The organism is Pseudomonas syringae group sp. J248-6, from assembly GCF_032586995.1.
Lineage (GTDB): Bacteria > Pseudomonadota > Gammaproteobacteria > Pseudomonadales > Pseudomonadaceae > Aquipseudomonas > Aquipseudomonas amygdali.
The window spans coordinates 412,101-438,220 of record NZ_JAWHOP010000002.1 but is presented as its reverse complement, the minus strand read 5'-3'; the positions used below and the strand labels follow the sequence as shown (position 1 = coordinate 438,220).

At 59.6% G+C, this 26,120-nt stretch carries 24 protein-coding genes; 15 read left to right on the top strand and 9 right to left on the bottom strand.

Translation table 11 applies throughout. The features are described 5' to 3' along the window. Positions 1 to 56: 56 nt before the first annotated feature. Positions 57 to 1,196, bottom strand: a complete 1,140-nt coding sequence (locus RYC17_RS04060) for a glutathione-independent formaldehyde dehydrogenase (protein WP_058401440.1) — start codon at positions 1,194 to 1,196, stop codon at positions 57 to 59. 272 nt (positions 1,197 to 1,468) lie between these two features. Here RYC17_RS04060 and RYC17_RS04055 point away from each other — a divergent pair, with 272 nt between their 5' ends. From RYC17_RS04055 to RYC17_RS04030, 6 genes are all read left to right on the top strand, one after another. Then, on the top strand, positions 1,469 to 2,059 hold the full coding sequence (locus RYC17_RS04055) for an amino acid synthesis family protein (RefSeq protein WP_316902552.1): 591 nt from the start codon (positions 1,469 to 1,471) through the stop codon (positions 2,057 to 2,059). A gap of 49 nt (positions 2,060 to 2,108) precedes the next feature. Further along, a complete protein-coding gene (locus tag RYC17_RS04050; protein ID WP_005733397.1) occupies positions 2,109 to 2,957 on the top strand; it encodes an alpha/beta fold hydrolase in 849 nt (282 codons plus the stop codon). Then, on the top strand, positions 2,954 to 4,435 hold the full coding sequence (locus RYC17_RS04045) for an aldehyde dehydrogenase (RefSeq protein ID WP_122281351.1): 1,482 nt from the start codon (positions 2,954 to 2,956) through the stop codon (positions 4,433 to 4,435). Before RYC17_RS04050 ends, RYC17_RS04045 begins: the two co-directional genes overlap by 4 nt. 13 nt (positions 4,436 to 4,448) lie before the next feature. Beyond that, the gene (locus RYC17_RS04040) at positions 4,449 to 4,934 is read left to right on the top strand and encodes a flavin reductase family protein (protein WP_002553606.1); all 486 of its coding nucleotides are present in this window, start codon (positions 4,449 to 4,451) and stop codon (positions 4,932 to 4,934) included. A 188-nt stretch (positions 4,935 to 5,122) separates the two neighbouring features. After that, complete coding sequence (locus RYC17_RS04035; RefSeq protein ID WP_002553605.1) at positions 5,123 to 5,875, top strand: GntR family transcriptional regulator; 753 nt, start codon at positions 5,123 to 5,125, stop codon at positions 5,873 to 5,875. Between the two features lies 1 nt (position 5,876). After that, positions 5,877 to 6,440 carry an NUDIX hydrolase gene (locus RYC17_RS04030; RefSeq protein ID WP_122258938.1) on the top strand — a complete coding sequence of 188 codons (564 nt, stop codon included), beginning with the start codon at positions 5,877 to 5,879 and terminating at the stop codon, positions 6,438 to 6,440. Between the two features lie 51 nt (positions 6,441 to 6,491). On the opposite strand, the gene RYC17_RS04025 is transcribed toward RYC17_RS04030, so the two are convergent. Then, entirely contained in the window at positions 6,492 to 6,782 is a 291-nt protein-coding gene (locus RYC17_RS04025) for a DUF1330 domain-containing protein (protein ID WP_122258939.1), read from the bottom strand. 94 nt (positions 6,783 to 6,876) lie between these two features. Here RYC17_RS04025 and ribBA point away from each other — a divergent pair, with 94 nt between their 5' ends. From ribBA to RYC17_RS04000, 5 genes are all read left to right on the top strand, one after another. Then, the gene (gene ribBA, locus RYC17_RS04020) at positions 6,877 to 7,986 is read left to right on the top strand and encodes a bifunctional 3,4-dihydroxy-2-butanone-4-phosphate synthase/GTP cyclohydrolase II (protein ID WP_316902551.1); all 1,110 of its coding nucleotides are present in this window, start codon (positions 6,877 to 6,879) and stop codon (positions 7,984 to 7,986) included. A gap of 290 nt (positions 7,987 to 8,276) precedes the next feature. After that, entirely contained in the window at positions 8,277 to 9,302 is a 1,026-nt protein-coding gene (locus tag RYC17_RS04015) for an ABC transporter substrate-binding protein (protein ID WP_219171521.1), read from the top strand. After that, positions 9,287 to 10,243: an ABC transporter permease gene (locus RYC17_RS04010; RefSeq protein ID WP_005743539.1), complete on the top strand. Its 957-nt coding sequence runs from the start codon at positions 9,287 to 9,289 to the stop codon at positions 10,241 to 10,243. Before RYC17_RS04015 ends, RYC17_RS04010 begins: the two co-directional genes overlap by 16 nt. A 6-nt stretch (positions 10,244 to 10,249) precedes the next feature. Further along, positions 10,250 to 11,065, top strand: a complete 816-nt coding sequence (locus RYC17_RS04005) for an ABC transporter permease (RefSeq protein WP_316902550.1) — start codon at positions 10,250 to 10,252, stop codon at positions 11,063 to 11,065. Beyond that, positions 11,062 to 12,216 (top strand): ABC transporter ATP-binding protein, encoded by a 1,155-nt coding sequence (locus RYC17_RS04000; protein ID WP_219171520.1) that lies wholly within the window; start codon positions 11,062 to 11,064, stop codon positions 12,214 to 12,216. Before RYC17_RS04005 ends, RYC17_RS04000 begins: the two co-directional genes overlap by 4 nt. A gap of 16 nt (positions 12,217 to 12,232) precedes the next feature. Here RYC17_RS04000 and RYC17_RS03995 read toward each other — a convergent pair whose 3' ends face one another. Next, entirely contained in the window at positions 12,233 to 13,144 is a 912-nt protein-coding gene (locus tag RYC17_RS03995) for a LysR substrate-binding domain-containing protein (RefSeq protein WP_316889108.1), read from the bottom strand. Positions 13,145 to 13,257: 113 nt separating this feature from the next. Here RYC17_RS03995 and RYC17_RS03990 point away from each other — a divergent pair, with 113 nt between their 5' ends. Then, positions 13,258 to 14,352 carry a tartrate dehydrogenase gene (locus RYC17_RS03990; RefSeq protein WP_316889109.1) on the top strand — a complete coding sequence of 365 codons (1,095 nt, stop codon included), beginning with the start codon at positions 13,258 to 13,260 and terminating at the stop codon, positions 14,350 to 14,352. Positions 14,353 to 14,366: 14 nt separating this feature from the next. On the opposite strand, the gene ptrR is transcribed toward RYC17_RS03990, so the two are convergent. After that, a complete protein-coding gene (ptrR, locus tag RYC17_RS03985) occupies positions 14,367 to 15,245 on the bottom strand; it encodes a putrescine utilization regulator PtrR (protein ID WP_004658151.1) in 879 nt (292 codons plus the stop codon). A gap of 102 nt (positions 15,246 to 15,347) precedes the next feature. Between ptrR and RYC17_RS03980 the strand changes: the two genes are divergently transcribed. Then, complete coding sequence (locus RYC17_RS03980; RefSeq protein WP_316902549.1) at positions 15,348 to 16,739, top strand: aldehyde dehydrogenase family protein; 1,392 nt, start codon at positions 15,348 to 15,350, stop codon at positions 16,737 to 16,739. Positions 16,740 to 17,137: 398 nt separating this feature from the next. On the opposite strand, the gene RYC17_RS03975 is transcribed toward RYC17_RS03980, so the two are convergent. Continuing rightward, positions 17,138 to 17,722, bottom strand: a complete 585-nt coding sequence (locus RYC17_RS03975; protein ID WP_316902548.1) for a flavin reductase family protein — start codon at positions 17,720 to 17,722, stop codon at positions 17,138 to 17,140. A gap of 128 nt (positions 17,723 to 17,850) precedes the next feature. Here RYC17_RS03975 and RYC17_RS03970 point away from each other — a divergent pair, with 128 nt between their 5' ends. Next, positions 17,851 to 18,474 (top strand): nucleotidyltransferase family protein, encoded by a 624-nt coding sequence (locus tag RYC17_RS03970; protein ID WP_316902547.1) that lies wholly within the window; start codon positions 17,851 to 17,853, stop codon positions 18,472 to 18,474. On the opposite strand, the gene RYC17_RS03965 is transcribed toward RYC17_RS03970, so the two are convergent. Genes RYC17_RS03965 through RYC17_RS03950 form a run of 4 tightly spaced genes read right to left on the bottom strand, consistent with a single transcriptional unit; the run spans position 18,455 to position 23,306 of the window. Then, positions 18,455 to 19,423, bottom strand: coding sequence for an XdhC family protein (locus RYC17_RS03965; RefSeq protein ID WP_058401426.1), 969 nt, complete (start codon positions 19,421 to 19,423; stop codon positions 18,455 to 18,457). The two genes, RYC17_RS03970 and RYC17_RS03965, sit on opposite strands and share 20 nt — an antisense overlap. Before the next feature lie 2 nt (positions 19,424 to 19,425). Continuing rightward, positions 19,426 to 21,642 carry a xanthine dehydrogenase family protein molybdopterin-binding subunit gene (locus tag RYC17_RS03960; RefSeq protein WP_122258425.1) on the bottom strand — a complete coding sequence of 739 codons (2,217 nt, stop codon included), beginning with the start codon at positions 21,640 to 21,642 and terminating at the stop codon, positions 19,426 to 19,428. A gap of 9 nt (positions 21,643 to 21,651) precedes the next feature. Next, positions 21,652 to 22,635, bottom strand: coding sequence for an FAD binding domain-containing protein (locus tag RYC17_RS03955; RefSeq protein WP_005777643.1), 984 nt, complete (start codon positions 22,633 to 22,635; stop codon positions 21,652 to 21,654). Further along, a complete protein-coding gene (locus RYC17_RS03950) occupies positions 22,635 to 23,306 on the bottom strand; it encodes a (2Fe-2S)-binding protein (RefSeq protein WP_058401423.1) in 672 nt (223 codons plus the stop codon). Before RYC17_RS03950 ends, RYC17_RS03955 begins: the two co-directional genes overlap by 1 nt. 898 nt (positions 23,307 to 24,204) lie before the next feature. Here RYC17_RS03950 and mqo point away from each other — a divergent pair. After that, entirely contained in the window at positions 24,205 to 25,848 is a 1,644-nt protein-coding gene (gene mqo, locus RYC17_RS03945) for a malate dehydrogenase (quinone) (protein WP_058401565.1), read from the top strand. Positions 25,849 to 26,120: the final 272 nt, after the last annotated feature.

Below are 26,120 nucleotides of genomic sequence, written 5' to 3'. Positions count from 1 at the left end.
GCCCCTTGTCGCCGGGCACCGCCACACGCGACAAGGGGGTTGATCCGCTGCGGCAATCAAGCACCCGGCTTGAGAACCACCTTGGTCCAGCCTTCATCACGCGCGTCGAAATGCTGGTAGGCCGCAGGACCTTCCTCAAGTTTCAGACGATGGGAAATGATCTGCGAAGGCTTGGCCCGATCATGGTGGATCAGCTCGGCCAGACGGCGGTTGTAGGCCTTGACGTTGGCCTGCCCGGTGCGAATCTGCTGGCCTTTGAACCAGAACGAGCCGAAGTCGAAGGCCATTTTGCCTTCTTTCGCCAGATCGTTATGCGCGCCCGGGTCCTGTGGCACGAAAACACCCACGACACCGATACCGCCAGTGGCCTTGGTCGAGGCCACGAGGTTGTTCATGGTGACGTGATTGGCCTCATGACCATGACGGTCGCAACACTGATAACCCACGCACTCGCAACCGCGGTCGGTGCCTTTGCCATTGGTAAGGTTGAGAATCTGATCCACCGCACCCTGCTCCAGCGAATTGATCGGCGTCGCGCCCATTTTCGCAGCAAGCGCCAGGCGATCCGGGTGGTTGTCGACCACGAAGACTTGCGAAGCACCCTTGATCATTGCCGAGTGCGCAGCCATCAGACCAACCGGACCGGCACCGTAAATGGCAACACTTTCGCCCGGCAGCAAGCCCGCCAATTCAGTGGCATGCCAGCCGGTAGGGAAAATATCCGAGAGCATTACGTAATCGTCTTCGCGCTCGGCGGCGTCTTCGGGTAGCAGCAGGCAGTTGAAGTCTGCATAAGGCACGCGCAGCAACTCGGCCTGCCCGCCTTCGTGGTCGCCCATGTCGGCAAACCCATAGGCCGCGCCAGCGCTGCCGGGGTTGGCGGTCAGGCAATAACCCGTCAGACCCTTTTCACAGTTTTCACAAAAGCCGCAGCCAATATTGAACGGCAGACACACCCAGTCGCCCACCTTGATGCGGTCGACGCCTGCGCCGATCTCGATGACCTGGCCCATGTTTTCATGACCAAAGATACGCCCGGTCTCGAACGACGTACGGCCTTCGTACATGTGTAGGTCCGAGCCGCAGATATTCGTGGAGGTCACTCTAATAAGAGCGTCCGTTGGCTTCTCTATCTTTGCATCCGGTACGTTTTTGACACTGACGTCACGCGGACCGCTATAGACGATGGCTTTCATAGTGGGGCTCTCCTGAAGTGAAAATTCGATTGAGCTTTTTATGACTCACCGAATGTCTGTCACGAGAGAAACAGTCATGTTCAAAGCGATTGCCTTCACACCTGACGAGTGGTCGCCGACAAGGCCGACACAGAGCTGTTTGCACCTACGCTTTTGCACCAGATCAGCCGACCGGCAATGACCGGTGCGAGCCGCAAATAAAGCATTTGCACGCCCAGTCTTATGGTATACCATCATACGAAATACAACAGCACTCGATCCGGGAGTCGTTCATGAGCTTTGAAATTCGCAAAATCGTCAATTACACCGAAGAAACCTTTATCGAAGGCGGCAAGGCCACCGACAAACCGGTCACCATGATTGGCCTGGCGGTGGTGATCAAGAATCCGTGGCTGGGCCGCGGATTCGTCGAAGACCTGAAACCGGAGATTCGTGCCAACTGCTCGGATCTGGGTGAACTGATGGTCAAGCGCCTCACTGATGCGATTGGCGGTGCAGAAAAAATCGAGGCCTATGGCAAGGCTGCGGTGGTCGGCGCGGACGGCGAAATCGAACACGCTTCAGCCGTGATCCATACCCTGCGCTTTGGCAACCACTACCGCGAAGCGGTCAAGGCCAAGAGCTACCTGAGCTTTACCAACAAGCGCGGTGGCCCAGGCACGTCCATCCAGATTCCGATGATGCACAAGGATGATGAAGGCCTGCGCTCGCACTACATCACGCTGGAGATGCACATCGAAGATTCGCCCCGTGCCGATGAAATCATCGTGGTCCTTGGTGCCGCCAACGGCGGACGGCTGCACCCGCGGATCGGCAATCGCTATATCGACCTGGAAGAACTGGCCGCCGAAAAGGCTCAGTAATCCAAAAAAGCTGCGATCAATTTTCTTAACCCCTGCGCAGGAGCGGTCCATGATTCAGCTCACCGCTGAACACACCCCGGCGGGTACCAGCTATCTGGCTACCGGCCAAGGTCACCCCGTGGTGTTGATTCACGGGGTGGGCCTGAACAAGGAAATGTGGGGCGGCCAGATCGTTGGCCTGGCCACGAATTATCAGGTAATCGCTTATGACATGCTCGGCCATGGCGCCAGCCCGCGTCCGGACCCGGACACTGGCCTTCCGGGCTATGCCGAGCAACTGCGTGAGTTACTGGAGCATTTGCAACTGCCTCAGGCGACGGTCGTCGGTTTCTCGATGGGCGGGCTGGTGGCAAGGGCGTTCGCGCTGGAGTTTCCGCAGCTTCTCGCCGGGTTGGTGATTCTCAACAGCGTGTTCAACCGCAGCCCTGAACAGCGTGCAGGCGTCATTGCGCGCACCAGCCAGGCAGCCGAGCACGGGCCGGACGCCAACGCAGGCGAGGCTTTGTCACGCTGGTTCAGCCGTGAGTATCAGGCGGCCAACCCGGCACAGATTGCGGCCATTCGGCAGAATCTGGCCAGTAACGATCCGCAAGGCTACCTGACTACCTACAAGCTGTTTGCTACTCAGGATATGTACCGCGCCGAAGATCTGGGCGATATTCGCGCACCGACCCTGATTGCCACTGGCGAACTTGACCCTGGATCAACACCGGAAATGGCCCGCGAACTGGCCATGCGCATCAGCGGTGCCGAAGTCGCGATACTGCCCGATCAACGCCATATGATGCCGGTTGAGTCGCCGCGCCTGGTCAACCAGGTGTTACTCGACTTCTTTGAAAAAACCGGCCTAGACAAATTGGCGACTGCCCACAACTCGATCAAGGGGATAGTTGCATGAGCCTTACCCGCTTTCAGATGTGCATCGACGGCCAATGGGTCGATGCGTTGTCCGGCAAGACTTTCGACAGCCTCAACCCGGCGCTGGCTGAACCGTGGGCGCAACTGCCCGACGCCCACGAAGCCGATGTCGAACGGGCCGTGCAGTCCGCTCAGAAAGCCTTCGAGGGCCCAGCGTGGCGTGGCCTTACCGCCACGGCACGCGGCAAGCTGCTGCGCAAACTGGGCGACCTGATTGCCGAAAACAAAGAGCAATTGGCACAGCTGGAAAGCCGCGACAATGGCAAGCTGATTCGCGAAACCCGCGGTCAAGTCAGCTACCTGCCGGAGTTCTTTCATTACACCGCCGGGCTGGCTGACAAGCTCGAGGGCGGCACCCTGCCCCTCGACAAGCCGGACCTGTTCGCCTACACCGTGCATGAACCGATGGGCGTGGTCGCCGGAATCATTCCGTGGAACAGCCCGTTGTACCTGACCGCCATCAAGCTGGCCCCGGCGCTGGCGGCGGGCAATACCATCGTCCTCAAGCCATCGGAACACGCCTCGGCAACCGTGCTTGAGCTGGCGCGTCTGGCGCTTGAAGCGGGTATCCCGCCCGGTGTGGTCAACGTCATCACCGGTTACGGCCCGACCACAGGCGCAGCCCTGACCCGCCACCCACTGGTGCGCAAGATTGCCTTTACCGGTGGCGCGGCCACGGCTCGCCACGTGGTACGCAGCAGCGCCGAGAATTTCGCCAAACTGTCACTGGAGCTCGGCGGAAAATCACCGAATATCATTTTCGCCGACGCCGATCTGGACAGCGCCATCAATGGTGCAGTCGCAGGCATCTATGCGGCGTCCGGGCAAAGCTGTGTGTCCGGCTCGCGACTGCTGGTGCAGGACGAAATCTACGATGAATTCGTCGAACGCCTGGCCGAGCGCGCCAGTCGTATCAGGATCGGCAATCCGCAGGATGAAACCACCGAAATGGGTCCGATGGCCACGGCCCAGCAACTGGCCGTGGTAGAAAGCCTGGTGGCGGACGCGCTGGCCGAAGGTGCACGCCTGCGTCTGGGCGGCAAGCGTCCGAAGCTGGACAGCAAAGGCTGGTTCTATGAACCTACGCTGTTCGAATGCGACCGCAACTCGATGAAAATCATGCAGGAAGAAGTGTTCGGCCCGGTGGCCTCGGTAATTCGCTTCAAGGACGAAGCCGAAGCGCTGGCCATTGCCAACGACTCACAGTTCGGCCTCGCCGCCGGAATCTGGACTCGTGACCTGGGCCGCGCGCATCGGCTGGCGCGGGATATTCGCTCAGGTATCATCTGGGTCAATACCTATCGTGCCGTGTCAGCCATGGCGCCTATCGGCGGTTTCAAAAACAGCGGCTACGGCCGCGAGAGCGGGATAGACTCCGTACTGGCCTACACCGAATTGAAAACGGTGTGGATCAACCTTTCGCAGGCGCCCATGCCTGATCCATTTGTCATGCGTTAACGAGGCCGCTGCGATGATCGAACCGAGTATCTACAAAGAAGTCATGGCGTCATTCCCTTCAGGCGTCACAATTGTTACCACGCTGGACCCCGAGGGCAATCTGGTCGGTATCACCGCCAGTGCGTTCAGCGCGCTGTCCATCGACCCGGCGCTGGTGCTGTTTTGCCCCAACTACGCATCGGACACTTACCCGGTGCTGCGCGACAGCAAAAAATTCGCCATCCACTTGCTGTCTGCCGACCAGCAGGTCGAAGCCTATGCGTTCGCCAGCAAGGGCAAGGACAAGACCAAAGGCATCGAGTGGCACTTGAGCGAGCTGGGCAACCCGCTGCTGGGCAAGGCAACCGCTATCATTGAATGCGAGCTGTGGCGCGAATACGACGGTGGCGATCATGCAATCATTGTCGGCGCAGTGAAAAACCTGATCCTGCCCGCTGTACCAGTCACACCAATGGTTTATCACCGCGGCAAGATGGGCGCACTGCCAGCCATCGTCTGAGGCTGCGCCGGGCGGTTTTGGTGGTTGCAGGCATCGGCGTGATAAACTCGGCCGCGACCCGGGTTCATCCGTCCGGGCCATGCAGCAGCCCGCGTGGTTCGTGGGCTGCCGACATGAGCGAGACTTTGTTTCCAGCCACGGTTTCCAGTCACGTTTTTACTTTGACAGCCCCATTCCGAGCACACCCGATGAAACGCCTGCCACTCGATGACACCTTCAAGGTCAACCGCAACCCCGTCACCCTGCGGGAGATTGTGCTGGACAAGCTGCGCAGCGCGATCATGAATTTTCAGCTGCTGCCGGGCGATCGTCTGGTCGAGCGTGATCTGTGTGACCGTCTGGGCGTCAGCCGCACCTCGGTACGCGAGGCGCTGCGCCATCTGGAATCCGAAGGCCTGGTCGAGTTCGCCGATGCCAAGGGCCCGCGCGTTGCCATTATCACCCTGGCAGACGCGTGCGATATCTACGAGCTACGGTGCGTACTGGAGGGCCTGATTGTTCAGCTGTTCACCCTGCGCGCCAAGCCCAAGGACATTCGCGCCCTGGAAAAAGCCCTGGAGGAAAATCGCCAGGCGCTCAAGGAAGGCGAGCTGCAGCAAGTGATCGATTCGGTTCAGGGTTTCTATGACGTGCTACTGGAAGGCTCCGGTAATCACGTCGCCGCAACACAGCTGCGTCAGTTGCAGGCGCGCATCAGCTACTTGCGCGCCACCTCGGTCTCCCAGGAAAACCGCCGCGGTGCGAGCAACAAGGAAATGGAACTGATGGTCGAGGCCATCAAGAGCGGCGACCCGATGGCCGCGCATCAGGCTTCGGTCGATCACGTGCGCAACGCCGCACGCGTGGCACTGGAATATTTGAAATCCAAGCAGGACGAAGACACCAAAGTCCGCGAAATCATCGCGCCCGTGGCACTCAAAGAACCCCGCATAGGGCGCTGAAATGGCCACACCGCGCTTCTGCCCTCAATGCGGATGTGCTGACCTGGCTCAGCGCGTCCCCGAAGGCGATACGCACACGCGGTTGATATGCGGCGGTTGTCAGTACATTCATTACGTCAACCCGAAGATCATTGCCGGCTGCATCATCGAGCAGGAAGGCAAATATCTGCTGTGCCAACGCGCCATCCCGCCGCGCCCCGGTACCTGGACACTGCCTGCCGGGTTCATGGAAAGCGGCGAAACCACCGAGCAGGCGGCGCTGCGTGAGGTCTGGGAAGAAACCGGGGTGCGTGCCGAAATCGTCTCGCCCTATTCCATCTTCAGCGTGCCGCGGATCAGCGAAGTCTACATCGTGTTCCGTGCCATCGCCCTGGAAGTCACCGGCCAGTTCGGCCCGGAAACCCTGGACTACCAATTCTTCGCCCCTGAAGACATCCCGTGGGACAGCATCTATTACCCCGCCATCCGCCAGATACTGGAACGCTATATCGAAGAGCGTCAGGCGGGGGTGTATGGCATCTACATCGGCAACGACGACACCGGCAAGGTGCATTTTATTCGTTAAGCACAGCTCCAGGCGAAGCAGTCCGGGCCACACCTGGATTTTGACTGCTGCTCAAGGCTGCCCCTCGATTATCACGATTTCGGCCTTGGCTGCGCCCTGACGATGGCTCATGGCGTTCTGGTATTGCGGCGAGTGATAGCAGGCAACCGCCTGTTCGTACGACTCGAATTCGATAATCACCGTGCGTTGTGGCGTCTCACGCCCTTCCAGCGCTTCGGAACGCCCGCCCCTCGCCAGAAATTTGCCACCAAACAGCACGAACGCTGCCGGGGCACGCTGGGTGTATTCACTGTACTGCTGAGGGTCGGTTACATCGACGTGTGCAATCCAATAGGCCTTCATCGTGATCTCACTGTTTCAATGATGGGGAATCTGTGAAATATTCTGTCTTATGGTATACCACGATTCATCTACCCATAAAACCGGGATACTGAACATGGCATTCGACCGCATCGAAGACATCATTGAAGACTACCGCCTGGGCAAGATGGTTTTGCTGGTTGATGACGAAGACCGGGAAAACGAAGGCGATCTGCTGCTTGCCGCCGATTGCTGTTCAGCACAGGCAATCAGCTTTATGGCCCGGGAAGCACGCGGGCTGATTTGCCTGACGCTGACCGATGAGCACTGTCAGCGTCTGGGCCTGGAGCAAATGGTGCCGAGCAACGGCAGTGTCTTCACCACCGCGTTCACGGTGTCTATCGAAGCGACAACGGGCGTGACCACTGGCATCAGCGCGGCAGATCGTGCGCGTACCGTTCAGGCCGCCGTCAACCCGCACGCAGTACCGGAGGACCTGGTGCAGCCGGGTCATATCTTCCCGTTGCGCGCGCGTGACGGCGGCGTACTGACCCGCGCCGGCCACACTGAGGCGGGTTGCGACCTGGCCAGGATGGCTGGCTTTACGCCTGCGTCGGTCATTGTCGAAGTCATGAATGACGACGGCAGCATGGCAAGGCGACCAGACCTGGAACTGTTCGCCGAGAAACACGGCATTCGTATTGGCACCATCGCCGATCTGATCCATTACCGGCTGAGCACCGAGCACACCATCGTCAGGATCGGCGAGCGCGACCTGCCCACGGTACACGGCACCTTCCGCCTGTTCAGCTACGAAGACCGTATCGAAGGTGGCGTACACATGGCCATGGTGATGGGTGATATCCGCCGCGACGACCCTACTCTGGTGCGCGTGCATGTGGTCGACCCGTTGCGCGACCTGGTCGGTGCCGAATACACCGGCCCGTCGAACTGGACGCTCTGGGCTGCGCTGCAACGGGTGGCGCAGGAAGGTCGCGGCGTGGTGGTGGTGCTGGCCAATCACGAATCCTCACAAGCGTTGCTGGAGCGAATTCCGCAACTTACCCAGCAGCCGCGCCAATACACCCGCTCGCAATCGCGTATCTATTCCGAGGTCGGTACTGGCGCTCAGATATTGCAGGATCTGGGTGTCGGCAAGCTGCGCCACCTCGGCCCGCCACTGAAATACGCAGGTTTGACCGGCTACGATCTGGAAGTGATTGAAAATATTCCGTTTCCCGGCTGACCGACAAAAGTACCGCGGGCACGCCCCACTGCCTGCGCTCGGCAGCCGCATGGGTTTACCGTAAAAACATCCGATGAAGGCATTTTGACAGGGCAAAACGCTTGCAGAAAGTTTGGAATACCATAATATGACATTCCATAAACACACGAATTGGTCAGGCGCGCCCGGCAAGGGACAGCACTAATAACAGCACCTGACCTGTACCAGGTTTCAAGGCCCATTGGACCTACTGCTCCCGATTACGCGGGCAAGAAAAGCCCGCTCAAAACACAACAAATGAGGGCGTGAAAATGGTGTTGAACAAACGTGCAGCAGCAGTTCTGGCGGCCAGCGTGCTGGCTCTCTCGAGTGTCGCCGCGAGCGCCGCCGAGAGCGTCAACTTCGTGAGCTGGGGCGGTTCCACTCAGGACTTCCAGAAAGAAGCCTGGGCAGCTCCGTTCAGCAAGGCCAGCGGCATCACCGTCGTGCAGGACGGTCCCACCGACTACGGCAAACTCAAAGCCATGGTCGAAAGCGGTAACGTTCAGTGGGACGTTGTCGATGTCGAAGCCGACTTTGCCCTGCGTGCCGCCAGCGAAGGCCTGCTGGAGCCTCTGGACTTCAACACCATCAAACGCGACGAGATCGACAAGCGCTTTGTCACCGACCACGGTGCCGGTTCGTTCTTCTTCTCCTTCGTGCTCGGCTACAACGAAAGCAAAGTGGGCGCCAAACCACCCGTCGACTGGGCCGCCATGTTCGACACCAAAACCTACCCCGGCAAACGCTCGCTGTATAAGTGGCCAAGCCCTGGCGTGCTTGAGCTGGCCCTGCTGGCCGACGGCGTGGCACCTGACAAGCTCTACCCGCTGGACCTCGACCGCGCCTTCAAGAAACTCGACACCATCAAGAAGGATATTGTCTGGTGGGGCGGCGGCGCGCAGTCACAGCAACTGCTGGCCTCTGGCGAAGTGTCGATGGGCCAGATGTGGAACGGCCGGGTCTATGCCCTGCAACAGGACGGCGCACCGGTGGGTGTGAGCTGGAAACAAAACCTGGTCATGGCTGATTTTCTGGTCGTGCCAAAAGGCGCAAAAAACAAGGATGCCGCGATGAAGTTCATCGCCAATGCAACCAGCGCCAAAGGCCAGGCAGACTTCTCCAACCTCAGTGCCTATGCCCCGGTAAACACTCAGAGCGTTGCACGCCTGGACTCAACACTGGCACCTAACCTGCCGACCGCCCATGTTGCCGATCAAATCACTCTCGACTTCGCATACTGGGCCAAAAATGGCGCAGACATTGCGACACGGTGGAACGAATGGCTGGTCAAGTAAAAATGACAGCGGTCGCTCCTCGTCAACCCATCCCGGCCGGTGGTGCTCCGCGCACCGCCGGCGCGGCACACGACAAGGCGACGAGCATGCAGCGATCCCCTTCCCTCGCTCAGCGCTGGCGTGGCAGCCGCAATCTGCTTCCGGCGCTGATCTTTCTCGGACTGTTTTTCTTCGCTCCGCTGATCGGCCTGCTGCTGCGCGGTGTGCTTGAGCCGGTGCCGGGCCTTGGCAACTACGAACAACTGTTCGCCAACTCGGCTTACTCGCGGGTGCTGCTCAATACCTTTTCCGTCGCCGGTCTGGTGACCTTGTTCAGCCTGCTGCTGGGCTTCCCGCTGGCCTGGGTCATCACCCTGGTACCGCGTGGCTGGGGACGCTGGATTCTGAACATTGTGCTGTTGTCGATGTGGACCAGTCTGCTGGCACGCACCTACTCGTGGCTGGTGCTGTTGCAGGCGTCCGGGGTGGTCAACAAGGCGCTGATGGCGATGGGCATTATCGATCAGCCATTGGAAATGGTGCACAACCTGACCGGTGTGGTGATCGGCATGAGCTACATCATGATTCCGTTCATTGTCCTGCCGTTGCAGGCGACCATGCAGGCCATCGATCCGATGGTGTTGCAGGCCGGCTCGATCTGCGGTGCCAGCCCATGGACCAACTTCTTCAGGGTATTCCTGCCGCTGTGCCGTCCGGGACTGTTTTCCGGGGGGCTGATGGTGTTTGTCATGTCGCTCGGTTACTACGTTACCCCGGCGCTGCTGGGTGGCGCGCAGAACATGATGCTGCCCGAATTCATCGTCCAGCAGGTGCAGTCGTTCCTCAACTGGGGGCTGGCCAGTGCCGCCGCTGCGTTGCTGGTGCTGATTACGCTGGTGCTGTTCTACTTCTACCTGAAGCTCCAGCCGGAATCCCCGGTCGGTGCCAGTAACGCGAGGTAAACCGCCATGCTCCTGACACCCAATGCCATGAGCCCCGGCCTGCGTACGGGTCTGTACCTGACCACTGGCCTGATCGCGCTGTTTCTGTTGCTGCCGATCCTGTTCATCGTCCTGCTGTCATTCGGTTCATCACAGTGGCTGGTATTTCCGCCACCCGGCTGGACACTGAAGTGGTATCAGCAGTTTTTCTCCAACCCGGACTGGATGGCCGCCGCCATGTCCAGCCTCAAGGTCGCGATTCTGACCACCATTGCCTCGGTGGCGCTGGGCCTGCCCACCGCTTTCGCGCTGGTGCGCGGCCGTTTCCCCGGGCGCGATTTTCTGTACGGCATCTTCACCTTGCCGATGATTGTGCCGCTGGTGATTATCGCTGTTGCCGTGTACGCCCTGTTTCTCAAACTCGGTTACACCGGCACATTGTTTTCCTTCGTCGTCAGCCATGTGATCGTCGCCTTGCCGTTCACCATCATCTCGATCATCAACTCGCTGAAACTGTTCGATCAGTCCATTGAAGATGCCGCGGTAATCTGTGGCGCGTCACGCCTGCAGGCGATCTACAAAGTGACCTTTCCCGGCATTCGTCCGGGCATGATGGCTGGCGCGCTGTTCGCGTTTCTGGTCTCGTGGGACGAAGTGGTGCTGAGTGTGATGATGGCCAGCCCGACCCTGCAAACCCTTCCCGTAAAAATGTGGACCACCCTGCGTCAGGACCTGACGCCGGTCATCGCTGTTGCCTCAACGCTGCTGATCGCCCTGTCGGTGCTGATCATGTTCATCGCCGCGACCCTGCGTCGCCGCAACGAAGCCAGGAGTACTTCATGAGTGCCGTGATCAAAGACCCCGCCCATCAGGATCAGAAAACGCTGGTCAGCCTGTGCAACCTGAACAAGCACTACGGTGATTTCGCCGCTGTCGACAACATTTCCCTGGATATTCAGGACGGCGAATTCCTGACCTTTCTCGGTTCCAGTGGCTCGGGCAAAAGCACCACGCTGTCAATGCTCGCCGGTTTCGAGACGCCCAGTTCGGGCGAGATTCTGGTCAGTGGCAAATCGCTGGTCAATGTGCCGCCGCACAAGCGCGACATCGGCATGGTGTTTCAGCGCTACTCGCTATTCCCGCACCTGTCGGTACGCGACAACATTGCTTTTCCGCTGGCGATCCGCAAGTTGCCTGCGGCTGAGCGCGAGAAGAAAGTCGATGCGATGCTCAAACTCGTCCAGCTGGAAGAGTTCGCTCACCGCCGCCCTTCGCAACTGTCCGGTGGCCAGCAGCAACGAGTCGCCATTGCCAGAGCGCTGGTCTACGAGCCACGCATCCTGCTGATGGACGAGCCGCTGGGCGCACTGGACAAGAAGCTGCGTGAAGACCTGCAGGACGAACTGCGTCAGTTGCATCGTCGGCTGGGCATCACCATCGTCTATGTGACTCATGATCAGGAAGAAGCCATGCGCCTGTCCCAGCGCATCGCGATTTTCAGCCACGGCAAAATCGTCGGTCTGGGTTCGGGTTATGACCTGTATCAGGACCCGCCAAATGCCTTCGTTGCGTCGTTTCTCGGCAACTCGAACTTCCTCAGGCTCAAGGCACAGGGCAACGCCGTGGCAACGTTTGAAGGCCTTGCGCTGGCGATTCGCCTGACCCCGGGCCTGAAGACCGATCAGGACGTTCTGCTGATGGTTCGCCCGGAGAAAGCCCAGGCGCTGAGCGTTGAACAAGCTGCTGACATACCACTTGAAGCAGGCTGGAACGAAGTAAGTGCCAAGGTCACTGAGGTGCTTTTTCTCGGCGAGAGCCAGACCTGTTCGGTGGTCACCACAGGCGGCACTGTCATGACTGTCAAAGCGCTTTCAGCGACCGGCATGCTGCTCCGGGCTGGCGACCCGGTGCGGGTGCGCTGGGCCGCTGCCGACGCGTGTATCTACACCGAATGGACGGACAGCGACCTGAACAAGGCAGCGGGGGCGCACTGACGCCGGTAGGCACGCGTCAGTGGTTCGCCGGTGACGGATGCAAAGCGAGGTAGTCACGCAGAAACTCCACCGTGACGCGGACCTTGGCCGAACTCATCAGCGGTGAGGTATGAACCGCCCAGATGTCCGCGTCCTGGCGGTATTCCGGCAGCACCTGAATCAACCGGCCTTCGGCCAGATCAGTACGTACATCCCAAAGCGAACGCAGCAACACGCCGCGCCCGTCCAGGCACCACTGGCGGGCGATTTCGCCGTGGTTGCTGGAAAGGCTGCCGGTCACCTTGACGGTTTCAGCGCCTTGCGGCCCGTTGAGATGCCAGATGCCGAACGGCCGGTCGCGCTCCTTGATCACCAGGCAATCATGGTTGGCCAGCTCACCGATGCTCAGTGGCGCCCCGTGATGTTTCAGGTAAGCGGGGCTTGCGCACAACACGCGCCAGTTACTGGCCAGGTGCCTTGCACGCAGATGCGGGGCAATTTCGTTGCCGACGCGGATGTCCAGGTCGACGCCCTCCTCGATCAGGTCGACCAGCCGGTCCTGAATATCCAGACGTATATCCAGCTTCGGATAAAGCGCCGCCAGCTCTGACAAGGCAGGCGCTACGAAACGGCGACCGAAGCCCTGGCTGCTGACCACTCGCAGCAAGCCACTGGGCTCGCCGTGCAGCGCGGCAACTTCGTCGCCCATCTGCTGCACAGACTCCAGAAGGCCCTTGGCCCACTCATAGACTCGCTCGCCGTCTTCAGTGATCGATACTTGCCGCGTTGAGCGGTGCAACAGCACCACGCCCATATTCTGCTCCAGCAGTTTGACCCGCTTGCTGACATAAGCAGCGGACATGCCCAGCTCATTGGCGGCACCCACGAAGCTCGAGCGTCGAGCAACGTGGATGAACACGTTCAGGTCATCAAGGTTTGGATAATTCACGATTCGTGTTTTCTCAATCCATTAATCAACTGATTATCTTTATATCATGTGCTTATAGCATGGATGGCCTGTGTGACTCATCCCTGACAAACCGCCCGACAAGAGTGCCCGACATGCACAACAAGAAACTGCGTATTGCTGCCATCGCCGGTGACGGCATCGGCCTTGAAGTACTGCCCGAAGGCGTACGTGTGGTTCAGGCTGCCGCCGCGAAGCACGGTCTGGAGCTGGAGTTCGAATACTTCGAATGGGCCAGCTGCGATTACTACCTGAAGCACGGCAAGATGATGCCGGACGACTGGTTTGAACAGCTCAAAGGCTTCGATTCGATCTTTTTCGGTGCCGTGGGCTGGCCGGAAAAAGTGCCAGACCACATCTCCCTCTGGGGCTCACTGCTCAAGTTTCGCCGCGAGTTCGACCAGTACGCCAACATCCGTCCGGTGCGGCTGTTTCCCGGCGTGCCCTGCCCGCTGGCCAATCGCGAACCGGGCGACATTGATTTCATCGTGGTGCGGGAAAATACCGAAGGCGAATACTCGTCGCTGGGCGGGATCATGTTTGAAAACACCGAAAACGAGTTCGTGTTGCAGGAATCCGTGTTCACCCGTCGCGGTGTCGACCGTATTCTCAGGTTCGCTTTCGAGATGGCCAGCAAACGCGAGCGCAAGCACGTAACGTCCGCGACCAAATCCAACGGCATGGCGATCAGCATGCCCTATTGGGACAAGCGCACCGAGGCGATGGCCAGTCAGTACCCGGACATCAGCTGGGACAAGCAACACATCGATATTCTGTGCGCGCGCTTCGTGCTGCAACCCGAGCGCTTCGACGTGGTGGTGGCATCCAACCTGTTCGGTGACATCCTCAGCGACCTCGGCCCGGCGTGTGCTGGCACCATCGGCATTGCGCCGTCGGCCAACCTCAACCCGGAGCGTAATTTCCCCTCGCTGTTCGAACCGGTGCACGGCTCGGCACCCGACATCTTCGGCAAGAACATCGCCAACCCGATTGCGATGATCTGGTCCGGCGCGCTGATGCTGGAATTCCTCGGCCAGGGCGATGAACGCTTCGCAGCGGCTCATGACGAGATCATCACCGCTATCGAGCAAGTGATTGCCAGTGGCGACGTCACACCGGACCTGGGCGGCAAGTGTTCGACCCAGGAAGTGGGTGCAGCGATTGCCGGACGGGTATCTGCCGCGCAGTAACTGCCGACGTTACCTCATCCGGCTTGCGGCGGTCTGGCCTGTTCTTCCAGCAACTCCACGAAGCGAGTCAGGCTGCGCGATACGGTGCCTCGACGCCAGATCAGCCAGGTGTGCAGGTAACGAAACTTTTCGGACAACGGCCAGACACTGACTGTGGCACAACCGGGCATGCTTTCCAGCATGCTGCGTGGCATCAGCGCCAACCCGGCACCGGCGCTGACGCAGGCCAGCATGCCGTGGTAAGACTCCATTTCGTGGATCTTGCCCGGCACTGCGGCGTCCTCGGTAAACCAGCGTTCGAAGTGGTGCCGGTACGAGCAGTTGGCACGAAACGCGTAGATGCTTTCACCGCTCACATCCCGCCCGCGCTTGACCGGCGCATGGTTGAGTGGCGCGATGATGACCATTTCCTCTTCGAATACCGGCACACCCTCGAGCGATGGATGCAGCACCGGCCCGTCGACAAACGCAGCAACCAGGCGCCCGGCAAGCACACCGTCGATCATGGTGCCGGACGGCCCGGTGGACAGGTCCAGTTCGACCTTGGCGTTTTGCTGGTTGTAGACCGCCAGCAGCGCAGGAATCCTCACGGCCGCCGTGCTTTCCAGCGAGCCCAGTGAAAAAGGCCCTTGTGGTTCTTCGCCGGAAACCGCCAGCCGCGCTTCCTGTACCAGGTCCAGTATGCGCCGCGTGTAATCGAGAAAATTCCAGCCGGCAGGCGACAGTCGCAAACGGTGTTTTTCGCGAATGAACAGGTCTACGCCCAGATCCTGCTCCAGCTGTTTGATACGCGTCGTCAGGTTCGAGGGCACGCGATGAATATGCTGCGCAGCGGCGCTGATGCTGCCGTGTTCAGCCACCGCCTTGAACATCTCCAGCTGAACCAGATCCATTTCATTCTCCAATCATGAACGATACGCTCATTATTATTCAGTTTTAGAAAGCATTGCACGCCTATATTCTGGTCCCACTTCCCACCTCAACAGGATGGCGCAATGACTACTGTCACCAGCAATACCCACGCAATCTCGATCAACCCCGCCTCAGGCGAACAGATCGGCCACTACGCCTTCGAATCCGCCGCCACACTGGATCGCAGCCTGTCGCGTGCGGCTGCCGGTTTTGCAGGCTGGAAGCGCACGCCCGTCCAGCAACGTGCGCAACTGATCATCGCAATGGGCCAGGCCCTGCGCGACGACGCCGAAAACATTGCACAGATGATCAGCCGGGAAATGGGCAAGCCCGTGGCGCAGGCCAGGGGCGAAGTCGAGAAATGCGCACAGTTATGCGATTGGTATGCGGCGCAAGGCCCGGCAATGCTGGTGGCCGAAGCGACTCAGGTCGAGCATGACAAGGCACGCATCGAGTACCGTCCGCTGGGCACTGTTCTCGCGGTGATGCCGTGGAATTTCCCGATCTGGCAAGTCTTGCGCGGCGCAATTCCAACATTGCTGGCGGGTAATACCTACGTGCTCAAGCATGCACCCAACGTTATGGGTTGCGCTTACCTGATGCTGGAAGCTTTCAAGCGTGCCGGTTTTCCGGAGGGCGTGTTTGAAGTCATCAACGTCACCGCCGAGGGCGTCTCGAAGGCCATTGCCGACCCGCGCATTGCAGCCGTCACGCTGACCGGCAGTGTTCGCGCGGGCCAGGCCATTGGTGCTCAAGCCGGTGCGGCGCTCAAGAAGTGCGTGCTGGAGCTGGGCGGTTCCGACCCGTTCATCGTGCTCAATGACGCGGACCTGGATCAGGCTGTGAAAGCGGCTGTCATCGGTCGTTTCCAGAACACTGGGCAGGTCTGTGCGGCGGCCAAGCGTTTGATCATCGAGCAAGGTGTGGTCGAGGAATTCACGCGCAGGTTCGTTGAGCAGACTCGCCAGTTGGTGATCGGCGATCCGTTGTCCAGCGAGACCTACATTGGTCCGATGGCACGCTTTGATCTGCGCGATGAACTGGATGCTCAGGTTCAGGACACTCTTGCCGAAGGCGCGACGCTGTTGCTGGGCGGCAAGAAGGCTGATGGCCAAGGCAACTACTACGAGCCGACCGTACTGGGCGACGTGACCGACCAGATGACTTCCTTCAGACAGGAGCTGTTCGGCCCGGTAGCATCGATCATTACCGCCCGCGACGCGCAGCACGCTCTGGAGCTGGCCAATGACAGCGAATTCGGCCTGACCGCGACGGTCTACACGCGTGATCTGCAGTTGGCAGAACGCATGACCGAAGAACTGGAAACCGGCGGTGTATTCATCAACGGCTACAGCGCTTCAGACCCACGCGTGACGTTTGGCGGCGTTAAGAAAAGCGGCTTTGGCCGTGAACTCTCGCACTTCGGTGTACGCGAGTTCTGCAATGCACAGACCGTATGGCGGGATCGTCACTGAGGGTTCAGCAGGTACACAGCCGTTACGGGAGCGACCGGGGCGACCATCCGCGTTGCTCGCGAAGGCCGCTGAATGTCTGCTGATCAGTCAGTCCGCCTTCGCGAGCAAGCTCGCTCCCACAGAGGCGGTGTGTGCTTGCTCATGAAAAGGCTGGTGCAGCCGCTGAATGTCTGCTGATCAGTCGGTCCGCCTTCGCGAGCAAGCTCGCTCCCACGGAGGCGGTGTGTGCTTGCTCATGAAAAAGGCTGGTGCAGCCGCTGACTATTTGCGGAGCAGTCAGTCCGCCTTCGCGAGCAAGCTTGCTCCCACGGGAACGATGAGTGTGCTTGTGTGGGAGTGAGCTTGCTCACGAAGAGGCCTTTACGGCCAGTGGAGATCGTCAGGGCCAGACATCGCGATCATTCCTCGCCCGTTTCCACCACCGCAGGCTCACCAATCGTATAGAAATGCCCGCCCGCCACGTAATGAAGGCTGCGCCATTTCGGGTCGGCCTTTTCGAATTCCCAGTGCCCGTCGTTGAACACACGGGTGTCAGCCCACGCGCCGATGACTTCGCCAATGAACAGGTCGTAGGTCTGTTGATTGTGCGGCTCCGGGATGACCTTGCAGATCAGCCAGGCAGAGCAACCGACAACCAGCGGCGTGACATGATCTTCAATCAGAAACAGGTCGACATTGGCTTTATCAAGCTTGTCCGGGGTGAAGACCTTGCTCTGGGTGCCGACGTCGAAGGTCATCTGCAATTGATCCAGATTGGGCACCTGCAACGCAAAATAACCGCTCTTCTCCACCAGCCCGCGGGTTTTGGTCATCTTGTCGATCACCAGTGTCACCTTGGGCGGCGAGAAATCCAGCGCACAGGCCCAGGCCGCAGCCATGACGTTGTGAGTGCCTTCATGACTGGAGGACACCAGCACAGTCGGGCCGTGATTGAGCAGACGGTAGGCTTTTTCCAGCTCGACAGGACGAATGTGATTGTCCACTTGAAACCCTCGAAAACATGATTCGTACCGCTACCGGCAGAACAGCGAAATAAGGCATTCTGCGTACGCCAGCCGTACTGCATGGTGTGGCTGCACGCGAACCCTCTCACGACTCATAAGGCATCGGATTGAGCAGCATAGACAGCCAGAACCCCAAAGTGTTCGCCCTGGTACTGGCGGCAGGCCGAAGCAGGCGTTTTGGTGGCGATAAACGACAGGCTGCATTGCCCTGTGGACGTACTTTGCTGACCGCAAGTCTTGAAAACGCCGGAAGAGAATTCAGCAACGTGGGGCTGGTACTGCGTGCCGACGATGACGCTGAAGCACTGGGTATTCCCGCACACGTAACAATCATCCGCAGCGAACATGCCGACCTGGGCATGGGCCACAGTCTCGCCAGCGGCATTGCCGCCGTAATGGACTCCGCTGCCGAAGCCGTCGCCATTCTGCTTGCAGACATGCCCTGGATAACGCCGCAGACCCTGCGCGAACTGGCCGCACTGGCCAGTCCTCAGCGCATTGCGGTGCCAATGCATGGCGGCCAGCGCGGCCATCCGGTGATCATTGGTCGGCAGTTCTGGCCGGCACTGCTGACGCTGAAAGGCGATCAGGGCGCTAAGGCCCTGATCATGAACAACCCGGAGGTGTGTGACGTACTGAATTGCGATGACCCTGGCATTCTGCGCGACGCCGACACACCGTCAGCGCTGGCGCAAGCCTGTGCGCAATACCTTAAACCTCGGCACGACTGACACCGTTGGCCACGCGCAGGATGTCAGCCATCACCGCAATAGCGATTTCGGAAGGCGTCTTGCTGCCCAGGTTCAGGCCGATGGGGGCATGGATTCTCTCCAGCACCCTGGCATCCAGCCCGCCGATCCGGCCCAGACGCTCCAGACGTTTGCTGCTGGTGCGCATAGAACCCATTGCACCTATGTAGAACGCCTCGGTGCGTACGGCTTCGAGCATGCTCAGATCGTCCAGTTTCGGATCATGGGTCAACGCCAGTACCGCCGTCGAACTGTGACAGCCACCTTCGGCAATGAACACCGCAGGCAATACACCGCGCACCTCGACACCCGGCATCGAAAACCCTGAGGTGACCTCGACACGCGGGTCACAGACGATGACTTCATAGCCCATCGCGACGGCAAAACTGGCGCAGAACTCCGCCACCGGCGATAGCCCGGCAAGCAGCACGCGATACACCGCCCCCATACGAATGCTGATGCGTTCGCCGTCCACCTGCACCCGCGCCTCGCCCATCGTTGCAGGCCCGATTTCTCTCTGCCCACCGCCCAACTGCACGTGCCTGCTGACCAGCTCACGTCCAGCGAGCGCCTGCTCGATAGCCCCCAGATGTGCATCGGCTTGCGGGCTAGGTGCAATGAACTCGATCAACACATCCAGCACACCACCGCACGGCAAGGCCCGCGTTGGCACAAAACCGCCGTCGCCGTAGCGGACCACCTGATTAACCGGCTGAAACTGCCCTGCAGCGACCCGCTCGAGAAAGTCCTCCTCCACACAGCCGCCAGACAGGGAACCGCGGTGCTCACCGCTGCTCAACGCCACCAGCATCGCCCCGGGCCCGCGCGGGGCCGAGCCGAATGTGGAGAGAACCGTGCACAGCCAGACGGCTTTGCCGCCAGCCAGCCAGTCACGAGCCTGTTGCACTACCTGCAAATCGAGCTGTTTCATTGCTACAACCCCGCCATCAGTTTTTCCTTGCTGATCGGCAGGCTACGCACCCGTTTGCCGGTCGCGTGATACACCGCATTGGCCACGGCAGCTGCAAGCCCGGTCACACCGATCTCGCCGATGCCCCGCGCGCCAAACTCACCCAGGTTGTAGTCCGGATAATCGAGCAGCAAGACGTCGATATCCGGCTGATCCGCATGCACCGGCACTACGTACTCGGCATAGTTGTTATTGACCGGCATGCCACTGCGCGGGTCATATTCACCGGCCTCGAACAACGTCATACCAATTCCCATCACGATTGCGCCTTCCACCTGATTGCGTGCTGTCAGCGGGTTGATGACCTTGCCCACATCGATGGCGCTGACTACCCGAGACACGCGCAGGCTGGAAATTCCAGGGTCCCAGCGCACCTCGACGAAATGCACACCGAACGAGCGGAAGGAATACTTGCCCGCCTCAGGCATGCCACTTTGAAAATTACCCTCAGCGCGCGACAGGCGCTGCCCCTTCAGCACATCGACAAAGCTGGCGCGCTGTTCGCCGATCACCAGTTGCCCGTTTTCGACCTTGATCGACTCGGCGTCCTGCCCGGCGAACACCGCATCCTTGCTGACAGCGTACTGACGCAGCTTCTGCAACGCTTCACGCGTGGCCCCGGCAATCGCCGGCATTACGCTGGCCGTCACCCATGAACCACCGGAAACGGGGCCGGCCGGGAATGACGAACTGCCCAGCTCTACTTCAACACGCTCAACGGGAATGCCGGTCAACTGGCTGACGGTCTGCGCCACGATGGTGTAGGTGCCGGTGCCGATGTCCTGCAAGCCACACTGGGCCAGCGCCGTACCGTCAGAGCGCAGAACGACTCGCGCATCGGTAGGCACCTGATAGGCCTCCCAGTTGCAGGCGCCCATGCCGTAACCAATGATTTCATCGCCTTCGCGCATTGAGCCAATGTCGGCCTTGCGCGCGTGCCAGCCGAATCGCTCGGCGGCTTTGTCGATGGCTTCCGGCAAGTGATTGCTGGACCACGGCAAGCCGACGCTCTGATCCTTGTCGGCCAGGTTCAGCTTGCGAAATGCCAGCGGGTCCATGCCACTGGCCAGGGCCATCTCATCAATGGCCGACTCCAGTGCAAACAGGCCCGGTGCCGCACCCGGCGCGCGCATGGAGGTTGGCGTACCCCGGTTGATAGAGCTGATCTTGTGGCTGACCAGCACGTTGTCGCAGGCATACAGACTTTTGGTCACGCCACCGCAGTTTTCGGTGTAGTCATCCAGCATCGAGGTGTTGTTGAACGACTCGTGACGGATCGACACCAGCCTGCCGCTGGCATCGGTGGCCAGACGCAAGCGCTGGCGGGTCTCCGGACGATGGCCCACTGTGGTGAACATCTGCGCACGCGGCAACACCAACTGCACAGGGCGCCCGGTGACTTTGGCCGCCGCGCACGCCGCGACCGAATGCGGCCACGGCCACAGCTTGCCGCCAAAGCCCGAGCCTATGAACGGTGCACGCACTTCAACGCGATCAGGCGAAAGGTCGAAAACGTTGGCCAGCAGGTTGCGGTGGTTGACCACGCCCTGAGTGCTCTCGTAGACAAACAGCTTGCCGTCCTGCCACCACGCTGTGCTGGCGTGCATCTCCATCGGGTTATGCACTTCAACCGGCGTGGTGTAAGTCTGATCGACTTTGACTTTTGCACTGTCAAACGCGCTGTCCGGCTTACCCCGGTTGTGCCCGGCACCGCCGTCACGGGCACCGTTGACACGCATGCCTTCGTCAAGGTCCTTGACCGCCGGGCGCTCGTCGTACTCGACCGTCACGCGGTAGGCAGCCGCCCTCGCCTGCTCGTAGCTCTCGGCAACCACCAGCGCCACAAACTGCCCGGGGTAATAGATACGGTCATCTTCGAACGGCAGGCGGTGCTCGTCCGCCTTGCTCGCCGAGAGCATTTTGGCAAAGCTCAGCTTGGTGTTCGGGGTACGGTGCAAAGCAGGAAAATTGCCATGATGGAAGATGTCGACCACGCCAGGCATCGCCTTGGCCTGTTGATCCTTCACGGCAACCACTCGCCCGTTGGCAATCGTGCTGTAGACGCCATAGGCATACAGCATCTTGCCCATCGGGTGGTCAGCGGCGTAGCGCGCCTGACCGCTGACTTTCTTGCCGCCGTCGATACGACGCTGCGGCACACCAATGATGTTTTCGCTCATGAGAGATTCCTACGCCGTGAGGTCACGAAGATTGCGGACGATGACCTGCTGACCCAGCGGGATCTTGAAGGCGTTATGTTCATAGGCCCGTGAGCCCTTCATGGCCAGCGCTGCGACCCGCGCAAAGGTGTCCATGTCGGCACGCTGACCGATCAGTGCACGTTCAGCCTCCACGGCCCGCCACGGCTTGGTACCCACGCCACCCAGCGCGATACGCGCATCGGTGATTCGCTTGCCGTCCATCACCAGAATCACTGCACTGGACGCCAGGGCAAACTGGTAAGAGGTACGGTCGCGCAGCTTGAGATAAGAAGAACGACCACCTGCCAGCGGTGCATCCAGCGTCACGTGGGTGATCAGCTCGTGGGCCGCCAGCGCAGTTTCACGCTGCGGCGTATCACCGGGCAGCAGATGAAAGTCGGCAAAAGGAATATCTCGCGAGCCATTGGCCCCCTGAACGGTTACCTGCCCGCCGATGGCCGCCATGCCGACGCACATGTCCGAAGGATGCGTTGCAATGCAGTGATCGCTGGTACCCAGCACCGCATGCACACTGCGGTTCATGCCGCCGATAGCTGCACAACCGGAGCCCGGCTGGCGCTTGTTGCAGGCTGAAATACCATCGCGGAAATATGGGCAGCGCACCCGCTGCATGACATTGCCAGCGGTGGTGGCCTTATTGCGCAACTGGGTCGAAGCACCTGCCAGAATCGCTTCAGACAACACCGGATAGCGCTGCTGCACCAGTGGATGCCTGGCCAGATCAGTGTTGCTCACCAGCGCGCCGATGCGCAGACGCCCATCGGGCAGCGACTCGACCTGTTTCAACGCCAGATGATTGATGTCCACCAGTTGCTGCGGTTGCATCACATCCAGCTTGACCAGATCAAGCAACGTGGTGCCGCCTGCCAGATAGAAGCGCTGCCCCTCACCCGACGCAGTGCTGAATGCCTGCGCGGGCGATGCAGCCCGAGCGTAATCGAACGTTCGCATCAGGCAGCTCCTCCCATCTTCGAACGCGCAGACTGCACGGCCGAGAGAATGTTCTTGTAGGCACCGCAGCGGCAGATATTGCCGCTCATGGCTTCTCTGACGCTGGCGTCATCGGAAGGGATGTTCGGGTCCTGGAGAATCGCGACCGCGCTCATTATCTGTCCAGACGTGCAATAACCGCATTGATAGGCATCGTGTTCCCAGAAGGCTTCCTGTACCGGGTGCAGCTTGCCGTTCTCGGCCAGGCCTTCGATGGTGGTGATGCTGTCGCCCTGATGCTGGACGGCAATGGACAAGCAGGAATTGATCGCCACGCCATTGACCAACAGCGTGCAAGCACCGCACTGGCCATGGTCGCAGCCTTTTTTGGTGCCCGTCAGTTGCAGGCGGTCACGCAGCACGTCGAGCAGAACGGCGTTGGCCGGAACGTTCAGGGTATGAACCTGGCCATTGACCTTCAACTGGATGCGCTGCTCGCCCGCTGCGGGCGCGTCACTGTCTTCGACTACAGGAGCCACCGGGGCTGCCTGCAGCATGCCGTCGGCGGGTATCCAGGTAGACAGCGTGGCCGCAGCAATGCCGGAAGCACCGAACTTCAAAAAGTTGCGGCGCGAAGGCTGCACGGCACTGCTGTCCACAGCAGAATCCTTGTGCTTCTTGGGTTCACTCATCAGGGTCACTCGGTAATAGCCGACGCTGCTGTAAAGCGACGGGCGTTATTGTCTGGTCAGCGGCCTGGGCGTACTCCTGCTCACGGCGTGCTGCCTTGATCTTTCATCGGGCTTTCATGGGTGATCAGAGCCAAAACGCTATCACCGGTTAAGTGTTTAACTGGCCAGCGCAGGTAAAGTTCCAACTGTTTGACGGGCGTCTGTATCCGGAGATTGCAGCCACCACACACCACAGCCGTGTATTGACACTAGCAGGTGGTCGGGATGCTGATTAGCCAGGCAAATCCACAAACCCTTGTGAAACTGGCTCATGAATGCAGTGCGGCAGGTAAAAATGTATGTGGGCGACGGGGTAAGACCAGCGGATTGCCACATTCTGGCAAGCGGCTAAAGACCCGCGCATAAACGACGATATAGAGGGGGGGCAGGCTGCGAAGCGTCTAAATCAAGGCATTCGCGCCCGATTTGATGATGGCATCTCGCAACCGAGGTGCACATTATGCGAAAATGCCGCGTCTTTGCCGGTATGCCACCTTGGGAATGTCGCGGCACGCGTGCATTAAATTGCACATCAGGCGTGCCTTCATGCCCCGATGCGGCGTCTCAGACTCCGTGAACAGGCTGACCGGGTGTGTTTTATGGAGGGTGCCGAAGGGAGAACATTCCCGGGCGCCGCCGCACACCAACAGAGCAAATGTCACTCATGACGCTGAATCCAATGATGATAAGAAGTCAGCGCAGCAGGACATAAATTGAGGTCTCGAGCGGTATTATATTGGCCTTGTATGTCCACCTCTAGTCCCTGTGGGTGCGAGCGTTTGTCGCAGGTTTCGATGCATGTGACAGGCCGTTTCTTCAGGAGTAGTCGGCGGATGGCGTTTATCAGATGGATGACAGAATGTTTAAAAAAGTGAACACGGCCCTGCTGGGTCTGGCCATTTCCATGGGCCTGATGCCCGTGCAGGCGGCTGAAACCAAGAAAGTCGACGTATTGCTCGTCGGCGGCGGCATCATGAGTGCAACGCTTGCGGTCTGGCTCAACGAGCTGGAGCCGAGCTGGTCGATGGAAATGGTCGAGCGCCTCGATGGCGTGGCCGAAGAAAGCTCCAACGGCTGGAACAACGCTGGTACCGGCCACTCGGCCCTGGCCGAGCTGAACTACACCCCGGAAGACAAGAACGGCAACGTTGACATCTCCAAGGCCATCGAGATCAACGAAGCGTTCCAGATTTCCCGTCAGTTCTGGTCGTGGCAGGTCAAGACCGGCGTTCTGAAGAACCCGCGTTCGTTCATCAACTCCACGCCGCACATGAGCTTTGTGTGGGGCGACAACAACATCCAGTTCCTGCGCAAGCGTTACGCAGCATTGCAGGCCAGCCCGCTGTTCAGCGGCATGCAGTACTCCGAAGACCACGAGCAGATCAAGAAGTGGGTTCCATTGATGATGGAAGGTCGTGACCCGGCGCAGAAGCTGGCCGTGACCTGGAGCCCGATCGGCACCGACGTCAACTTCGGCGAGATCACCCGCCAGTTCGTCGCCAATCTGAAAGCCAAGCAGAATTTCAATCTGCAGTTGTCGAGCGAAGTCGAAGACATCAATCACAACGACGACGGCACCTGGCGCGTCAAGTACAAGAACCTGAAAGACGGTACTGTTACCGAGACCGACACCAAGTTCCTGTTCATCGGCGCTGGCGGTGCTGCCCTGCACCTGCTGCAGGAATCCGGTATTCCTGAAGCCAAGGAATACGGAGGCTTCCCGGTCGGCGGTTCGTGGCTTGTCACCGACAACCAGACTCTGGCCATGCAGCACATGGGCAAGGCCTACGGTATCGCGTCGACTGGCGCGCCACCCATGTCGGTTCCGCACCTGGACACCCGTGTTCTGGATGGCAAGCGCGTAATCCTGTTTGGCCCATTCGCAACGTTCTCGACCAAGTTCCTGAAAAACGGCTCCTACTTCGACCTGCTGACCAGCACCACCACGCATAACGTGTGGCCGATGACTCGCGTTGGTATCGAACAGTACCCGCTGATCGAATACCTCGCCGGTCAGGTGATGATGTCTGACGACGATCGCTTCGCTGCCCTGCAGCAGTACTTCCCGAACGCCAAGAAAGAAGACTGGCGCCTGATGCAAGCCGGTCAGCGCGTACAGATCATCAAGCGTGACGAAGAAAAAGGCGGCGTTCTGAAGCTGGGTACCGAAATCGTTGCTTCCAAGGACGGCTCCATCGCCGGTCTGCTGGGCGCATCGCCAGGTGCTTCGACTGCAGCGCCGATCATGCTGGGCGTGCTTGAGAAAGTCTTCAAGGACAAGGTAGCGACTCCGGAATGGCAGGCAAAACTGCACCAGATCGTGCCTAGCTACGGCACCAAGCTGAACAACAACCCGGATCGCGTTGCCGAGGAATGGGCTTACACAGCCGAAGTCCTGCAGCTGACTCCACCGCCGCCGGTGAACAAGACAGGTAATGCTCCAACACCTGCACCTGCTGCCCAGCCAGCGAAAAGCAATCCAGCCAGTGACATGGCGCTCTAAGGCTTTCACAGCTTGAAGCAAAGCCCCGCCAGACATTGTCTGGCGGGGCTTTTTTGTAATTGGCACCTGCTGGCCGAAAAAACAGTTAAAACCACGCATCCTCTTGGCACCTGTTATGGTGGCAAGCTTCCTACACTCTCTGGCTTGCATCAGCAGGGCTGCCTTATTCAGGTCTCCACGCCGCACCTTCGCGGCAACCTCGCATTTCTTGCGCTGTCCACCCGGGCCGCTGGCCGTTCAAAGTCTTGTTGCTGCTGACAAAAACCTGTCCG

What these genes read in the sequence shown, in the direction of transcription:
- RYC17_RS03950 (WP_058401423.1), bottom strand. Translation starts at nt 23,306, where the DNA reads ATGAGTGAACCCAAGAAGCACAAGGATTCTGCTGTGGACAGCAGTGCC.
- RYC17_RS03965 (WP_058401426.1), bottom strand. Translation starts at nt 19,423, where the DNA reads ATGAAACAGCTCGATTTGCAGGTAGTGCAACAGGCTCGTGACTGGCTG.
- RYC17_RS03980 (WP_316902549.1), top strand. Translation starts at nt 15,348, where the DNA reads ATGACTACTGTCACCAGCAATACCCACGCAATCTCGATCAACCCCGCC.
- RYC17_RS04055 (WP_316902552.1), top strand. Translation starts at nt 1,469, where the DNA reads ATGAGCTTTGAAATTCGCAAAATCGTCAATTACACCGAAGAAACCTTT.
- RYC17_RS04060 (WP_058401440.1), bottom strand. Translation starts at nt 1,196, where the DNA reads ATGAAAGCCATCGTCTATAGCGGTCCGCGTGACGTCAGTGTCAAAAAC.
- RYC17_RS04000 (WP_219171520.1), top strand. Translation starts at nt 11,062, where the DNA reads ATGAGTGCCGTGATCAAAGACCCCGCCCATCAGGATCAGAAAACGCTG.
- RYC17_RS04030 (WP_122258938.1), top strand. Translation starts at nt 5,877, where the DNA reads ATGGCCACACCGCGCTTCTGCCCTCAATGCGGATGTGCTGACCTGGCT.
- RYC17_RS04010 (WP_005743539.1), top strand. Translation starts at nt 9,287, where the DNA reads ATGGCTGGTCAAGTAAAAATGACAGCGGTCGCTCCTCGTCAACCCATC.
- ribBA (WP_316902551.1), top strand. Translation starts at nt 6,877, where the DNA reads ATGGCATTCGACCGCATCGAAGACATCATTGAAGACTACCGCCTGGGC.
- RYC17_RS03990 (WP_316889109.1), top strand. Translation starts at nt 13,258, where the DNA reads ATGCACAACAAGAAACTGCGTATTGCTGCCATCGCCGGTGACGGCATC.
- ptrR (WP_004658151.1), bottom strand. Translation starts at nt 15,245, where the DNA reads ATGGATCTGGTTCAGCTGGAGATGTTCAAGGCGGTGGCTGAACACGGC.
- RYC17_RS04015 (WP_219171521.1), top strand. Translation starts at nt 8,277, where the DNA reads ATGGTGTTGAACAAACGTGCAGCAGCAGTTCTGGCGGCCAGCGTGCTG.
- RYC17_RS04050 (WP_005733397.1), top strand. Translation starts at nt 2,109, where the DNA reads ATGATTCAGCTCACCGCTGAACACACCCCGGCGGGTACCAGCTATCTG.
- RYC17_RS04035 (WP_002553605.1), top strand. Translation starts at nt 5,123, where the DNA reads ATGAAACGCCTGCCACTCGATGACACCTTCAAGGTCAACCGCAACCCC.
- RYC17_RS04040 (WP_002553606.1), top strand. Translation starts at nt 4,449, where the DNA reads ATGATCGAACCGAGTATCTACAAAGAAGTCATGGCGTCATTCCCTTCA.
- RYC17_RS03960 (WP_122258425.1), bottom strand. Translation starts at nt 21,642, where the DNA reads ATGAGCGAAAACATCATTGGTGTGCCGCAGCGTCGTATCGACGGCGGC.
- RYC17_RS04025 (WP_122258939.1), bottom strand. Translation starts at nt 6,782, where the DNA reads ATGAAGGCCTATTGGATTGCACACGTCGATGTAACCGACCCTCAGCAG.
- RYC17_RS04045 (WP_122281351.1), top strand. Translation starts at nt 2,954, where the DNA reads ATGAGCCTTACCCGCTTTCAGATGTGCATCGACGGCCAATGGGTCGAT.
- mqo (WP_058401565.1), top strand. Translation starts at nt 24,205, where the DNA reads ATGTTTAAAAAAGTGAACACGGCCCTGCTGGGTCTGGCCATTTCCATG.
- RYC17_RS03955 (WP_005777643.1), bottom strand. Translation starts at nt 22,635, where the DNA reads ATGCGAACGTTCGATTACGCTCGGGCTGCATCGCCCGCGCAGGCATTC.
- RYC17_RS04005 (WP_316902550.1), top strand. Translation starts at nt 10,250, where the DNA reads ATGCTCCTGACACCCAATGCCATGAGCCCCGGCCTGCGTACGGGTCTG.